Below are 13,045 nucleotides of genomic sequence, written 5' to 3' on the forward strand. Positions count from 1 at the left end.
CTCCTTTTATTCACGAATATAAGGAATCATAAGCATTTCTACAAGGTTTGCGTCCTTGTGGTCTTCAAAGGTGCGGTATACAAGACGCTGGAAGACAGGTCCCTTCTGAATGAGATGCTCTCTTTGAAAAAAGGCACAGATACGTTCCCGTGTCAAGGAGGAACGCTTGTCACTATGCTCAAACGCATAGATAACCGCAGCACCTCCGGGAAGAAATGAGAAGCCGAATTCCTCACTCACACCGATTTCGGCGGCGCAGTCCTCATAGATTCCAAACCCGTTCATTCTTATGCAGTCATCGCCATCCTCTATTGTTATGAGCGTACATTGGAAAAACATATCCGCATTTTTTTGAAACAGATTAAACTGGATGGAGTCGTGCGCGTCCTCTTTGATATTCAGACAGTCCTCCTGTGAGATGAAGAAAATTCCGGGTCTCTGGATATAAATACAGTTGTATAGACAATAGGCTGTCATTTTCAATATGCTGATATAGTGATCCATGTTCATCAGCTTTTGCTGCAGTCGCTGAATCTCCTGTACATAGTCATTGCGTTTCTGCTGTACCATTTCCCGATGCGTTTGTACATTGCCGCGAAGAATATTTTCACGGATATTGGATAGTGAGATTCCCATATGGGAAAACCGCTGAATATATAGCAGCTGATCGATTTGCTCACTTGTATAATAGCGATAATTTGTTTCCGGATCTTTAAAAGGAACAATCAAGCCCAGTCGTTCATAGTGCCGGATCGCCTCCGGTGTAACCCCCATGATTTTCGCAATCTTGCCGATTTTATATTGCATATCATCACCCCGCCCTTTGTATTATACTATACAAAAAGAATTTGTAAAACAGAGATTTAAAGAATACGAAAATGGCATACGCTTTTCTGTTTTGTCATACTGTTTCTGTTATGAGTTTCCATATATTTCTAAATTCTGATTGAGAATTGCATTCCTGCTAAACTTTATTTGAATATTTTTAATTTTATATATAATTTGGAATCCAATACTGTTATAATCAAACCGTAGGGGTCTCATACTTGTAAGGCTGTGTTCATCTGAAAGCATGGAAACTGATTTTTCACAGCATTTATGATAAAGTAATAGAGAATACAGAAGGATTGCAGCAATATGTAGTTCCAGTTTGTGTTCTGCAAGGTGGCATTTCATCATACAATGCTACATACAGCTATTGTATATGCAGATGGTGCAAAAAAGATAAGATATAAATACCGAAGGGTACTTATATAGATACTTAGGAGGAAAAAAATTATGGCAGAAGAATTTAGAAGAATATGGTCCTTCATTGAAAAGGCGGAGCCTGCACAGGAGATGCTGTCCGTTCTGGTGCCTGGTGAGGAGATTCTGCAGTGCTATAAGACAAACCGAGATATGTCTGCACTGACGAACAAAAGAATTATCATTTTTGACAGACAGGGACTGACAGGCAAGAAAATCGAGATTTATTCCATCCCTTATCGTTCTATTGACATGTGGTCTACTGAGAATGCAGGTAAGCTATTTGATATCGATGCTGAGCTGGAGCTGTGGACAAAAGCAGGGCATTTTAAAATCAATGTGGATAAAAAATGCAATATCCGTGAATTTGATACCATATTGGGAAATGCGATACTGGATTAGCCTTGCATACCCCTTTTATTTCGCAAAAAGAATTAGCTATCCTTTGATATTGTCTAACTGGCAATATCTTTTTTATTGCTTCTGTCGATGTCGCTTTGTGTGAAGGCAGCAGGACGTTTGACAGGTCTGAAAAGGATGAAGTAGATTTTTATGTAACGGATGGAAGACCATCCGCTGGTATTAGTCGAAGGCAGGGTTGCACTGATAATAGTTTTCAGCATCCAACTGACTTTGCACGTAGGCAAGGGCTTCCCCAAATCTCTGGAAATGCACGATTTCACGTTCTCTTAAAAAGCGCAGAGGCGCAATGACATCGGGATCGCTTGCGGCACGTATCAGATTTTCATAGGTTGTACGTGCCTTCTGTTCTGCGGCCATGTCCTCAAACAAATCGGTGAGGGGATCGCCTTTGGATTGGTAATATGCAGCTGTAAACGGTGCTCCGCTGGCTGCCTGTGTCCATATGCCGGTTGTATGGTCGACATAATACGCGTCAAAGCCGCCTGCTTTGATTTCCTCAACACTGAGATTTCTGGTCAGCTGGTACAGAATCGCGGATACCATTTCCAGATGAGCGAGCTCCTCCGTCCCGATATCCGTGAGCATCGCACGCACACTGTCATACGGCATTGCATAGCGCTGGTTCAGATAACGCATAGAAGCAGCCAATTCTCCATCCGGACCACCAATCTGCGAGATTACAATTTTTGCAAAAGCAGGATCCGGCTTTCTGATATTTACCGGAAACTGCAGCTTCTTTTCATATGTCCACATAGGTCAATCCTCCCTTTCCCATGGCCAGGGGCCCTTGCTATACTCCCAGCTATCCGATAAATTCTGCCGATTTGTCAATGGCCCGCAAAGCTGTTCATATTCCTTTGCGACCATCTCGCGTTCCTTTACTGCCGTCTGATAATACTGCATCGCCTGCTGGTCATCGGGATGTGAATTTAAAAATAATGCTGTTTCCTGAATCGCGAAATCCAGCACTTGAAGCCTTCTAAGCAGTTGTTTTCTGTTCATTATCAACACGCCCCCTCATCATTGAGAAACGGTTTATCAAGAGCATGAAAAATCGTTCCTCTTTGAAACCCTATCTCCTTTTCATACGGCTTTTTCCATACCTGCATCGGTACATACGCCATACCGGGTGTCTGCATTTGCTGCTGCCGGTGTTTGGGCTTCAGTTCCATAAAATCCACATCATCATAGCAGTATTCATCATCATTGACCCGCTCTTCGGGAATCCATGGACAGCACGCTCCATTTGCATACTTCATATAAGTTCCTCCTAACCTGAGGTATTCACCTCACTGCATAATATGAGAGAACTGATAACACGCATAGGGCAGACATATAGGAAGCCGCTATATGAGATGAAAATCCTCTTTTCTAAACACAGGAAAGACAGAAAAAAGACCTATCAGCCGCAATGGAAAGATTACATTGCTTTGATAAGCCTTTTTCAACCTGCTTATGAATTCGTTTACCACTTCATGCAAGCACTTAATGAAATTGCGCCAATACCGTCTTTTCAAAATGCTCGTCACTGACACTCACTTTCCAACGATAAAACAAAATGGAAAGGGCAGAGAAAACCAGAAGCATTCCTGCAAAAACAAGGGCATCCGCACCTATAGATCCGCCAATCGCCAAGGTATTACGGAACGCATGCACGCTGTAGCTGAATGGCATAAACGGATGAATCGCATTGTAGAAGCCGGAGGAGGTCTCGATCGGATAGGTACCTGCCGCTCCTCCCAGCTGCAAGACCATGAAAATCAAAACGATGAAGCTTCCGATTTTCCCACAGGTGATGTTGAAGAAAACAATCATCGCCATAAAGCCTGCGGAAACCAGTGCCGCCATGGCAAAGGTAAGCAGCGTCTGATAAGGCGACAAGCCATTGACCAGCATCAGCACACCAATCATAACAATCGCCATCAATGTGGAAACCGTATACATAACGGAAGCCTTGCAAGCCCACATTCGCAAGCCGGATGTTGTTTTGCTTGTATTTTTCAAAAGCGGGTACATAAGGGTAAAGGCCATGCAGGCAACATACAGCCCGACAGACATCATATAAGGTGCCATCGCCGTACCGTTGTTTTCCACATTGCTCAGCTCCTGATGGTTGGTGACAATCGGCTGTGCCAGCATTTCCTTTGTTTTTTGCGTTGCTGACACAGAGCTTTCATCAGCCCCCTTATGCAGCGAGCTTGTCAACGTGTAGGAACCATCCTTCAGCTGCAGTAATCCGCTTCCCAGCGTCCCGGAGCCCTGTGCAAGCTGCTGAGCACCGCTGCTGATTTGTGAAGCGCCGGTATACAGCTGAGCAGAACCATTTAACAGTGCAGGGCTGTTACTGCTTAACGCTGAGGCTCCCTGATAAAGTGTATCACTACCCGTGAGAAGCTGCGTAATGCCGTCCTGCAAAGCCGGGATGGAGGAATTCAGCTGTTCTGTTCCCGTCTGCAGCTGCTTCGCTCCGTCTGTTAAGGCAGTGGATTTCTGAGCCAAGGTGGAAAGGCCGCTTCCCAGCGTATCCGCTCCCTCTGTATATGCGTGTATCCCAGAAGCCAGACCCTGCTCCCCGGATATTGCAGTATCAGCACTTGCAAGTCCATCTTCAATCTGCTGCATACCCTGAATCAGTCCCATGGTATCCGGTGTGGACCTCTGCGCATCCAGTGAACGCTGTACAGTGGAAAGTCCCTGCTGCAGCTGCGTTAGAGCCTGATCATTTCCATTGAGAAGAGCAGTCATATCCCCGGTTCCCTTGGAAAGCTGTGAAAGACCTGTCCCAAGCTCTGCATATTGCTGGTTCGCATCATGCAGATCCGCTGCCGCTGCAAGAACCTGATTCACAGTTTCCTCGGGAGCATTCACATCCTTCAATTTCTGTGCGGCTGCATACAGCTTTTGGCTTGCAGCTGTATTCTTCGTAATAATCGCTTGCAGCTGTGCGTTCAGTGCCGAAGCACCCTGTGATAGCTGCTGCAAGCTATTTGCACTGCCGGAATTTTCTGCATGCAAATACGCAAGCATACTGGCATGATCACGCGTACTTGATGTCAACGCGGAGGATAGCTTTTGCAGTCCGGACAAAACGTCGGAGCTTCCCGTATGCAATGCAGCAGTTCCCTGCGCCAGAGTATCGATTCCCTGATTCAATGCCGCTGAGCTGTGCATCAGCTGCTCGCTCCCCTGTTGCAAAGCAGCTACTCCGGCTGTGTACGTCTGCACCCCCTGCTGCAGTGCCGCACTCCCTGTGTGCAGCGTGGAAGCACCATTGACAAGCTGTACACTTTTTCCATTCATCGTTCGTATACCGGTACGCAGCTGAGCGCTTCCCTGCTGCAGCTGTGCTACTCCGTCGGTATAGTCCCGCAATCCCTGTTTCAGTGTTTCGCTGCCGCTTTGAAAGGTTAATGTGCTGGAAGCAAGGGTGTTCAGATTATCTGTAATTGTCCGGTTTCCCGCAATACTGTCAGATAGTCCATTCTGGATTTTCTGACTTCCCTTCCCTGCTGTTTTCAAACCACTGCTCAGCACCTGAACGTTGGAGAACAATGTATCGGCATAGGTTTTCGTCACGGTAGCGGAAATCTGTTCCCGTATCTTTGCTATCGCTGTCTCATCCATTTTTGAGGCGATATAATTGGTACCCGGATTCGTCGTATACATCAGCTCCATTTTCCTTGGATTCTGATCCATGAGAGTCGTTGCATTTGATGAGAAATTTTCAGGAATCGTTATGATCATATAATAAGAGCCATCCGTTAAACCCTGCTGAGCTTTTTCGGCATTCACAAAGCGAAAATCCATCTCCTTCGCCTTTTTCAAATTCGCAACCAGATCCTCTCCGATATGAAGGCTGGAGCCGTTATAGGAAACCTTATGGTCTTCGTTTACCACAGCAACCGGTATCTTATCCGCATTTCCGTAAGGGTCCCACATAGAACCCAGAAAAATACCTGAATACAGCATAGGAATCACAATAATTGCTGCCAGTACAACCTTAATCCATGTACTGCCTGCTATATTCTTCCATTCTTCCTTCATAATATCCTCTTCTTTCTTTTTATATCCATGGATACCAAATATCCACGGAACACTGGAATTATAGTACATTATATGCGCATGTCAACGCTATTTACAGAAAGTTTAGAATTGTTATGAAAAATTCAGGAGGAAAAGATGGATGGATTCAAAGAAAAGGCTTGCAAAGGAAAAGAAGAAACAGCTATACTATACATGATAGAAGGTGAGATTATGAGAATACGCGGCAGTCTGGAGCAGGCAATCTGTATTGTACTGCTGATTAGCACAAGCAGTCGGCCTGTGAAAAGCAGCGAGCTTAGCAAAAAGCTGCATGTGTCGGATTCCTACTTAAAAAAAATCATGCGGCAGCTGGTTAAAGCGGACATCGTTTCCTCGATCGCCAGCAAAAACGGCGGTTTTGTATTGCTGCGAACACCTTCTCACATAACCTTTCTTGACCTGTTCAATGCCATTGAGGGACAGGAGGAATTCGCCGTGAGTACAAGCCTTGTTGATCGGGTTTTTGATTCCAGAAAGCAGGTTAAAGAAAAAGAAGAAAAAATCATGCGGTATCTGCATGAAGCCGAGCTGGAATATCGAAAAAAGCTAAAAGAAATTACGATTCAGCAAATTCTATCCGATGTTTAAGCATCGCAGCCACAGGACTTTTATGCCGACTGGCTGCACAGCGAGGGCTGTCATATCGCTTCTTGCATCAATGATTTTTAACGCAATTTAAAACGCCGGTCAGCCTCTTAGCTGTGTGAAAATAAGCATCTTATTTTCTGATCAGGTATAAGAAAATAGCCGATTTCTATAATGAAAAGGTTGGATTTCCTTTGAACAGGCATAAGAAAAAAACGATTCCTCCAATGGAAGAGTCGGCCTTTTTCTTTTCTCAGTTTCCTCCGGGACCATCCTGACGATCTCTTTCGTCCGGATAATACTTTAGGTTATTGTTTGTCCACTGATTGTTTCCAGCTGTTTTCTTTTCTTCCTTTTGATGCAGCAGCTCTTCGCTGTCATGGCAGGATTTTTTCTTCTGTTCCATATTCATCACACTCCATTTCTAGTATGTGTGTTGATTGGACAGGCTATACCGTTTCTTTACTCGGATCATACGGTCCGGTTATTTCCAATACATTTCCCTCGGGATCACTGATATTGAAATACCAGTAGGGCATCGTGATCGAAACATAATAAAGGGGGGACAGCGAAGAAACCTGCAGGCTCTTCAAACGCTCATATTCCATATGCAAATCCTCACACACATAATTTTGAACCATGATATCATTTCCCTGATTCACCGTCTGTATGCAATCTCTGACGTATGCGTCATTATAGTGTTCCTTCACATTCTGCTTTTGCTTTGCAAATTCCGCATCATATTCCGCATGCAGGACAGCAAGAGTATGCCCGCACGAAAATTCCACCCATCGCTGCGGCGTAATTTCTCTCCCCTTTTGCTGGAGCAGTTGTTCATAGAAGTCTACCGTGTCATGAAAATGCTGTGCATTGATATATACACACTCCAGTCTCATAACGTTTCCTCCATCGTCCAGATATCCTGTTCCTTGATATGCTTTTTCATCCAGCTATATGCATAGGGACAGGTTGTAACGCATTTCCAGCCCTGCGCTCTTATTGCGATGACTGCTTCCTTCATAAGTACGCCTGCAATCCCTTGTCCACGCAGTGATACGTCAACAAATGTGTGATCGATATCCACAAGCTGTTCATCTACAAAAGGAAATGTAATCTCAGCAAGCAGTTGTCCCTGCTTATCTATAAATATACGGTGTTCCTCTCTGCTTATGTCCATGATAGCCTCCTTCTCCATGCCATACGCACGGCTATTACAGCTTCATTGTACCATAAATCATTTCCTGCATACCTGTAATTGCAGTCATTTATAACACCGTATTCACACAGCTTTCGTTATACAGAAAACCTTTATAAAATAAAGGCTGATCCGCTTTATTTATCATAAACAAAGGAATCAGACGCATCAGCTTTATGCGATGCTCCTGATTCCTTATTTCTCAAGCTGTTTTGATTTCGCTGCTTCAACATACGAAGTGGCAAGCTACCCCCTATAGCCTGCTTCCTCTGTGTGTAACAGCGCGATCGTTATTACAAAGCTAAGTGTATTTCCATACTTCTTGCTTTATGCAAACAGCGGTACGATTTCTTTCTTCAAAACATCAATCAAACCAAGGTCAGACATTTTGGCCTCAGGAATTACCGGCAATGCCAGGGTGACGATTCTCAGCAGTGGATTTTCCATATCCACAAGACCAAGCGCGCGATTCGCATCCTTCATCAATGCATTATCAACCGCCAGCTCTTCCGCAGGCTTCAGCGATATCAGTCCGGCAAGCGGCAGCTGCAATGTATGCAGAACTGCACCATCCTTTACTGCACACATGCCGCCTCCGCAGGCAATCAATTCATTTGCGGCAAGCAGCGCATTCTCTGCATTATCGTATACGATTGTCAAGTTATGAGAATCATGGGAAACCGTCGATGCCAGAGCTCCTGTTGTCGTACCAAAGCCACGCACTACGCCCAAAGCCACGGTATCATGCCCTGCATGACGGTTGACAACAGCTACGAATTTCAAGTCATCATCGTTCAGCTTCAGATACCCGTTCTCCACCGGAAGCTCCTCACAGGAAACCAGCGTACTGGATAACAGCAAATCCTTGTACTCCATCAAATGCACCTTAACAGTACCGTTTTCCACCGGTGCCTTGATACGGAAATCCTCTGCGCACAAGCTTTTTACATGCATGGAATTGCGATGCTCGATCGCATAGCTTTCCTCCTTGATATCGGCCAGCAGCTTTCCGTTTTTCGCGACCAGCTCTCCATCAAAGAACACATGACTCGGCTTCAATTCCTCCAGGCTTTCAACAATCAGCATATCTGCCACAAAGCCCGGAGCGATCGCACCCAGATTTTCAATCTTGATTTCACGTGCCGTATTATAGGTAGCACTCTTAATTGCTGTTACCGGGTCCATACCACAGCGAATGGCGTTACGCACTACATCATTCATATGTCCGTTATTCAAAATATCATCCGCTTCGCGATCATCCGTACAGAAGCACAGGTGATCGAAGAATTTCACCTGCTTAACACCCTCCCAGATGTCCTTTACATTCTTTGTGATAGAGCTGTCTCTGGCATCCACATACATTGCACTGCGCAGCTTTTCCAGCCCTTCCGCAGATGCCCGTGTTTCATGGCAGGTATTCGGACCACCGCACAGATAGGCTGACAGCATTCGTCCGCTAACATATGGCGCATGCCCCTGCATATACAGACCGCGCTCTTCCGCAACCTTCAGAATATCCATCATGCGATCTTCTCCATGAATCACGGCAAGAAAATCCATAACCTCTGCAAGACCGATTACCCGCTTTAAACCGCAAAGCTCTTCAATCTGTTCAGCCAGAAAATCCGCACCGGCATTCTCCAGTCCCGGAACCGCAGGCACACAGCTTGGAATATCGATCAGCTGACGCATGGGAAGATTTTCTCCGCTGTCATGCATATAGCGGACACCCTCCATCCCCCATACATTGGCAATTTCATGCGGATCGGTAATTACAGTTGTCGTCCCATGCGGAATGACTGCCTTTGCGAAATTGCGCGGTGTCATCATAGAGCTTTCGATATGCTCATGCGCATCCAGAAAGCCGGGAATCAGATAGTGTCCCTGTCCATCCACAACGGTAGCTGCCTTGTCCAGATCTGCATTCAAATCCTTATATTCCACATGTGCAATCATACCATCATAAACAAATACATTGGCCGGATAGATTTCTCCGGTAATCACATTGACCAGCTGAACGTTTTTGATCAGCAGATCGCTTGGAATTTCACCAAGAGCCGCCTTCAGCAGCTGTTTTTTATCCTTTGGCTGTAGCTTCATATACAACACTTCCTTTCTCAAAAAGATGCACTCTCATGCATCTTTTGCTTTACCCGTATATAAAATAGCAAATTAAAGGGATCGCCATTACATACATGATCGGATGTACTTCTCTGAATTTTCCGGTCGCTGTTTTAATAAGTACAAATGCCAGAATACCGGCAGATATCCCGCTGGCAATAGAGCCTGTAAACACGGTAAACATAATCATAACAAACGGTCCGAAGGATTCTGTGAAATCTGCGAAATCAATATCCTTAAAACCGCTGATCATCAAGAAGCCCACGAAAATCAGAGCCGGTCCGGTTGCCGCATTTGGAATCATCAGAACCAGTGGGGAGAGAAATACCATAATCATAAAGATAACGGATACCACAACACTGGTAAAGCCGGTGCGTCCGCCAGCTTCCACACCTGCACTGGATTCCACAAAGGTCGTAATGACCGTATTACCGGTTAGTGCACCGATACAGGTTCCGATGGCATCTACCAGAAACGGCTGTTGAATATTCGGCAAATCCCCATTTTCATCCAGCATGCCGGCTTTTGCACTGACACCGAGAATTGTCCCCAGCGTAGAGAAGAAATCCCCGCAGAACGCCGTAAAAATCAGAATAACGGATGAAAAGCTGAATACGGATTTGAAATCAAGATTAAACATGACATTGCCCAGTCCGGTGAAATCAGGAACCTTGGCAAATGTTGACGGGACTGTGGTAACCCCTGCCGGTATTCCCAGCAGGGTAACGATAATGATACCGATCAAAATTGCGCCGTTTACCTTATACGCTGTCAGAATAGCAATGATGACAAGCCCCAGAACGGCCAGCATAACAGCAGGGTCGGTAAAGTTTCCCATGCCCATACCGCTTTCCGTAAAGGACGCAATGCCTGTATTTTTAAATCCCAGATATGCGATAAAGAAGCCGATTGCGGTACCGATGGATATTTTAATGTTCTTTGGTATCGCCTTGACAATCAGATCACGGATACCGAATATTGTCAGCAACAGAAAAATCAGACCGGAAATCAGGGTCATTGCCATAGCGCCTCCAAAGGAAAGCTGCTGGCTCTGAATCAGTGCGCCAAACATGAAATTGCTTCCCATACCGGTTGCCAATGCAAATGGCAGATTTGCATATAACGCCATCAGCAGGGTAATGAGTCCGCTGATAATAGCACAGGTGACAACGATCGCCTCCTTGGTGATCATAACACCGTTGGCATCAATGATAAATGCGGCATCCCCATAGCCGACGATTGCCCCGGGCTGTACGACCAGCACATATGCCATTGTCATAAACGTGGTGATTCCGGCGATAAGCTCTTTTTTATAGCTGGTATTGCGTTCCTTGAATTTGAAAAAATCTGCGATTTTGCTCATATTTTCCTCCTTAACCATGTCCTCACCATATTCCATGATATCCATGAAAGAAGAAGCACCATAGTATCTCATTTACGGTGAGATGTAGAGACTGTCGGCCATATCCCGACATTATATGGTGAGCACAACAGAGTTCATTATACCAAAGTGAAAGCAAAATTGTAAACGTCTATGCATAGGTAATTGTTTCCTGAATGTTTACAAATACTTCCGCAATGCCTCCAGCAAAAGCTGACACCCGTCTGCGCAATCCTTTTGTGTACTGTATTCCTCTTTACAGTGGGAGGCACCTTCATGCTGAGAACGAACGAAGATCATCGCCATAGGACAGACGTCCTGAAAGTTCATGCAGTCGTGTCCTGCACCGCTGGCAAGTCGCAGGATGGGCAGCTGCAGTGTTTCACAGCAGCTCTCCAGCTCCTGCTTCAGCTGTTCATCGCACATTGCCGCCGGCAGCTGCTGTTTTAAGCAGCGTTTCACCCGTACTCCCTGTTCCCGCTCAAGCGTCTTTTCAAACTCCTGCATTGTATGCAGTATATGTGAAAGAATGGAATCATCAAGAGAGCGAAGATCCAGAGAAAAGCTCACATGATCACAGATAATATTGCAGGCCCCGGGATAGGTATGAATTTCCCCAATCGTCGCTACCGTATGCGGCTGCTGCTGTGCAAGCTCTGTCATACGCAAAATCCAGCGGGACATCGCGGTCACCGGATCATGACGCCGATGCATCGGTGTTGCCCCCGCATGTGCGCTCCTGCCATGGATCGTGATTGTATATCGCACCAATCCGGCAATCCCCTCAACGATTCCTACAGAGAGCCCTTGTGCTGCCAGAACATCGGCCTGCTCGATATGCACTTCATAGTAAGCCTTTAGTGGTGTTATGCGACAGGCAGCATACTGCTCGGGATGATAGCCTGCCTGTTTCATTGCCTGTGCAAGTGTGATTCCATCCTGATCCAGAGTCTGAAGTCCTTCAGCATCCACTTTCCCGCAAATGGAGCGGCTGCCGATCATACCATAGCCGAATCGGTTTCCCTCTTCATCCCGAAAGCCGATGACCATCAGGGAACGCTGCGGCTGCATTCCTGCTTCCCGTATGGTCTGCAATACCTCAATACCTGCCAGTACCCCCAGACAGCCATCGAATATCCCACCTTCCTTTACCGTATCAAAATGGGAACCGCAGACAACAGGCGGCAGGGCTGGATCAGCTCCCTTTAACGTCCCGATGATATTACCGCAGGCATCTGCAGCAACGCTTAGACCGGCATCCTGCATCCATTTCTTCAGCTGGACAGCGGCAGCCTCATCCTCTTTTGTGAACGGAAAGCGTGTTACACTTCCATCGCTTGCTTTTCCTATCTGCCCCAGTTTCTGTATATGATTCCATAAACGCTTCTCATTGATTTTCATAGGCTACCTCCCGATTATGAACATTATAGCCGATTGCATCAAAAAAGCCAAGAAAGCAGAAAAGACACCATCAAAACGGTGTCTGCTTTTTTCTGTACTAACGATGACTGGAGTTGAAGGATTTTGTTATACTGATGAAATCCAGCGTCAGACGCACCTGCGAGGTTTCATCTTGGATACTGCGCAGCTCCCGCATCAGATTCAGTTCAATCGGCATCAGCACCTGCTCTGTCTGAATCCCGCATATTCTGCTGATATCCATATTCAGATAATTCGCTATTTTCAAAGCGACATGCAAGGGCATCGTTCTCTCTTTCTTCAGATATTTGGTCACTGAATTTTTATCCAGTCCGACACTTCTTGCGAGTGAGGATTTTGTCATATCCAAATCCTCAATTCTGTCATTTACATAATCGATAAATTTATCAGTCATAACGTCATTTTGCATACTATCACCACTTATATGTTCATTATAGTATAAGTGTTACCATAACATTTGAATTTAAACTTATATTATGCCATATGTAATCTTTATCCACCATTTTAGAATCTTTTTCGTTACTATATTATAAATAAATAATTGCATTTTATGCAAAATTCGTTTATAATAA

At 45.4% G+C, this 13,045-nt stretch carries 14 protein-coding genes and 1 riboswitch; of the genes, 2 read left to right on the forward strand and 12 right to left on the reverse strand.

The features are described 5' to 3' along the window. Window positions 1–6 precede the first annotated feature (6 nt). Complete coding sequence (locus tag NE665_RS07220; protein WP_117443332.1) at window positions 7–807, reverse strand: MerR family transcriptional regulator; 801 nt, start codon at window positions 805–807, stop codon at window positions 7–9. A 471-nt stretch (window positions 808–1,278) separates the two neighbouring features. Between NE665_RS07220 and NE665_RS07225 the strand changes: the two genes are divergently transcribed. Further along, window positions 1,279–1,647, forward strand: coding sequence for a PH domain-containing protein (locus tag NE665_RS07225; RefSeq protein ID WP_002605898.1), 369 nt, complete (start codon window positions 1,279–1,281; stop codon window positions 1,645–1,647). Between the two features lie 180 nt (window positions 1,648–1,827). Here NE665_RS07225 and NE665_RS07230 read toward each other — a convergent pair whose 3' ends face one another. The 4 genes from NE665_RS07230 to NE665_RS07245 all read right to left on the reverse strand — a co-directional run bounded on the left by NE665_RS07230 (window position 1,828) and on the right by NE665_RS07245 (window position 5,712). Then, the gene (locus NE665_RS07230; RefSeq protein ID WP_008816617.1) at window positions 1,828–2,421 is read right to left on the reverse strand and encodes a manganese catalase family protein; all 594 of its coding nucleotides are present in this window, start codon (window positions 2,419–2,421) and stop codon (window positions 1,828–1,830) included. A gap of 3 nt (window positions 2,422–2,424) precedes the next feature. Beyond that, window positions 2,425–2,670 carry a spore coat protein CotJB gene (locus NE665_RS07235; RefSeq protein ID WP_233104567.1) on the reverse strand — a complete coding sequence of 82 codons (246 nt, stop codon included), beginning with the start codon at window positions 2,668–2,670 and terminating at the stop codon, window positions 2,425–2,427. 2 nt (window positions 2,671–2,672) lie between these two features. Continuing rightward, the gene (locus NE665_RS07240; RefSeq protein ID WP_117443331.1) at window positions 2,673–2,927 is read right to left on the reverse strand and encodes a spore coat associated protein CotJA; all 255 of its coding nucleotides are present in this window, start codon (window positions 2,925–2,927) and stop codon (window positions 2,673–2,675) included. 226 nt (window positions 2,928–3,153) lie between these two features. Next, the gene (locus NE665_RS07245) at window positions 3,154–5,712 is read right to left on the reverse strand and encodes a YhgE/Pip domain-containing protein (protein ID WP_117443330.1); all 2,559 of its coding nucleotides are present in this window, start codon (window positions 5,710–5,712) and stop codon (window positions 3,154–3,156) included. Window positions 5,713–5,847: 135 nt separating this feature from the next. On the opposite strand from NE665_RS07245, the gene NE665_RS07250 reads away from it, so the two are divergent. Then, the gene (locus NE665_RS07250; protein ID WP_233104568.1) at window positions 5,848–6,339 is read left to right on the forward strand and encodes an Rrf2 family transcriptional regulator; all 492 of its coding nucleotides are present in this window, start codon (window positions 5,848–5,850) and stop codon (window positions 6,337–6,339) included. Window positions 6,340–6,589: 250 nt separating this feature from the next. On the opposite strand, the gene NE665_RS07255 is transcribed toward NE665_RS07250, so the two are convergent. From NE665_RS07255 to NE665_RS07285, 7 genes are all read right to left on the reverse strand, one after another. Further along, complete coding sequence (locus NE665_RS07255; RefSeq protein ID WP_178759741.1) at window positions 6,590–6,742, reverse strand: hypothetical protein; 153 nt, start codon at window positions 6,740–6,742, stop codon at window positions 6,590–6,592. Between the two features lie 43 nt (window positions 6,743–6,785). Beyond that, the gene (locus tag NE665_RS07260; protein ID WP_117443329.1) at window positions 6,786–7,232 is read right to left on the reverse strand and encodes a VOC family protein; all 447 of its coding nucleotides are present in this window, start codon (window positions 7,230–7,232) and stop codon (window positions 6,786–6,788) included. After that, on the reverse strand, window positions 7,229–7,513 hold the full coding sequence (locus NE665_RS07265; RefSeq protein WP_117443328.1) for a GNAT family N-acetyltransferase: 285 nt from the start codon (window positions 7,511–7,513) through the stop codon (window positions 7,229–7,231). Before NE665_RS07265 ends, NE665_RS07260 begins: the two co-directional genes overlap by 4 nt. 345 nt (window positions 7,514–7,858) lie before the next feature. Continuing rightward, on the reverse strand, window positions 7,859–9,631 hold the full coding sequence (gene ade, locus NE665_RS07270; protein ID WP_117443327.1) for an adenine deaminase: 1,773 nt from the start codon (window positions 9,629–9,631) through the stop codon (window positions 7,859–7,861). Between the two features lie 49 nt (window positions 9,632–9,680). After that, the gene (locus NE665_RS07275) at window positions 9,681–11,015 is read right to left on the reverse strand and encodes an NCS2 family permease (RefSeq protein WP_117443379.1); all 1,335 of its coding nucleotides are present in this window, start codon (window positions 11,013–11,015) and stop codon (window positions 9,681–9,683) included. 41 nt (window positions 11,016–11,056) lie between these two features. Further along, a riboswitch (purine riboswitch) is annotated at window positions 11,057–11,154 on the reverse strand. A 59-nt stretch (window positions 11,155–11,213) separates the two neighbouring features. After that, window positions 11,214–12,434, reverse strand: a complete 1,221-nt coding sequence (locus tag NE665_RS07280) for a Zn-dependent hydrolase (protein ID WP_117443326.1) — start codon at window positions 12,432–12,434, stop codon at window positions 11,214–11,216. A gap of 97 nt (window positions 12,435–12,531) precedes the next feature. After that, the gene (locus tag NE665_RS07285) at window positions 12,532–12,882 is read right to left on the reverse strand and encodes a helix-turn-helix transcriptional regulator (protein ID WP_117443325.1); all 351 of its coding nucleotides are present in this window, start codon (window positions 12,880–12,882) and stop codon (window positions 12,532–12,534) included. Window positions 12,883–13,045 lie beyond the last annotated feature (163 nt).

Source organism: Clostridium sp. DFI.1.208 (assembly GCF_024463855.1).
Taxonomy (GTDB): Bacteria; Bacillota_I; Bacilli_A; order Erysipelotrichales; family Erysipelotrichaceae; genus Clostridium_AQ.

Bases quoted from the DNA above. Each gene is read 5' to 3' on its own strand.
- NE665_RS07220 (WP_117443332.1), bottom strand. From the start codon at position 807: ATGCAATATAAAATCGGCAAGATTGCGAAAATCATGGGGGTTACACCG.
- NE665_RS07225 (WP_002605898.1), top strand. From the start codon at position 1,279: ATGGCAGAAGAATTTAGAAGAATATGGTCCTTCATTGAAAAGGCGGAG.
- NE665_RS07230 (WP_008816617.1), bottom strand. From the start codon at position 2,421: ATGTGGACATATGAAAAGAAGCTGCAGTTTCCGGTAAATATCAGAAAG.
- NE665_RS07235 (WP_233104567.1), bottom strand. From the start codon at position 2,670: ATGAACAGAAAACAACTGCTTAGAAGGCTTCAAGTGCTGGATTTCGCG.
- NE665_RS07240 (WP_117443331.1), bottom strand. From the start codon at position 2,927: ATGAAGTATGCAAATGGAGCGTGCTGTCCATGGATTCCCGAAGAGCGG.
- NE665_RS07245 (WP_117443330.1), bottom strand. From the start codon at position 5,712: ATGAAGGAAGAATGGAAGAATATAGCAGGCAGTACATGGATTAAGGTT.
- NE665_RS07250 (WP_233104568.1), top strand. From the start codon at position 5,848: ATGGATGGATTCAAAGAAAAGGCTTGCAAAGGAAAAGAAGAAACAGCT.
- NE665_RS07255 (WP_178759741.1), bottom strand. From the start codon at position 6,742: ATGGAACAGAAGAAAAAATCCTGCCATGACAGCGAAGAGCTGCTGCAT.
- NE665_RS07260 (WP_117443329.1), bottom strand. From the start codon at position 7,232: ATGAGACTGGAGTGTGTATATATCAATGCACAGCATTTTCATGACACG.
- NE665_RS07265 (WP_117443328.1), bottom strand. From the start codon at position 7,513: ATGGACATAAGCAGAGAGGAACACCGTATATTTATAGATAAGCAGGGA.
- ade (WP_117443327.1), bottom strand. From the start codon at position 9,631: ATGAAGCTACAGCCAAAGGATAAAAAACAGCTGCTGAAGGCGGCTCTT.
- NE665_RS07275 (WP_117443379.1), bottom strand. From the start codon at position 11,015: ATGAGCAAAATCGCAGATTTTTTCAAATTCAAGGAACGCAATACCAGC.
- NE665_RS07280 (WP_117443326.1), bottom strand. From the start codon at position 12,434: ATGAAAATCAATGAGAAGCGTTTATGGAATCATATACAGAAACTGGGG.
- NE665_RS07285 (WP_117443325.1), bottom strand. From the start codon at position 12,882: ATGCAAAATGACGTTATGACTGATAAATTTATCGATTATGTAAATGAC.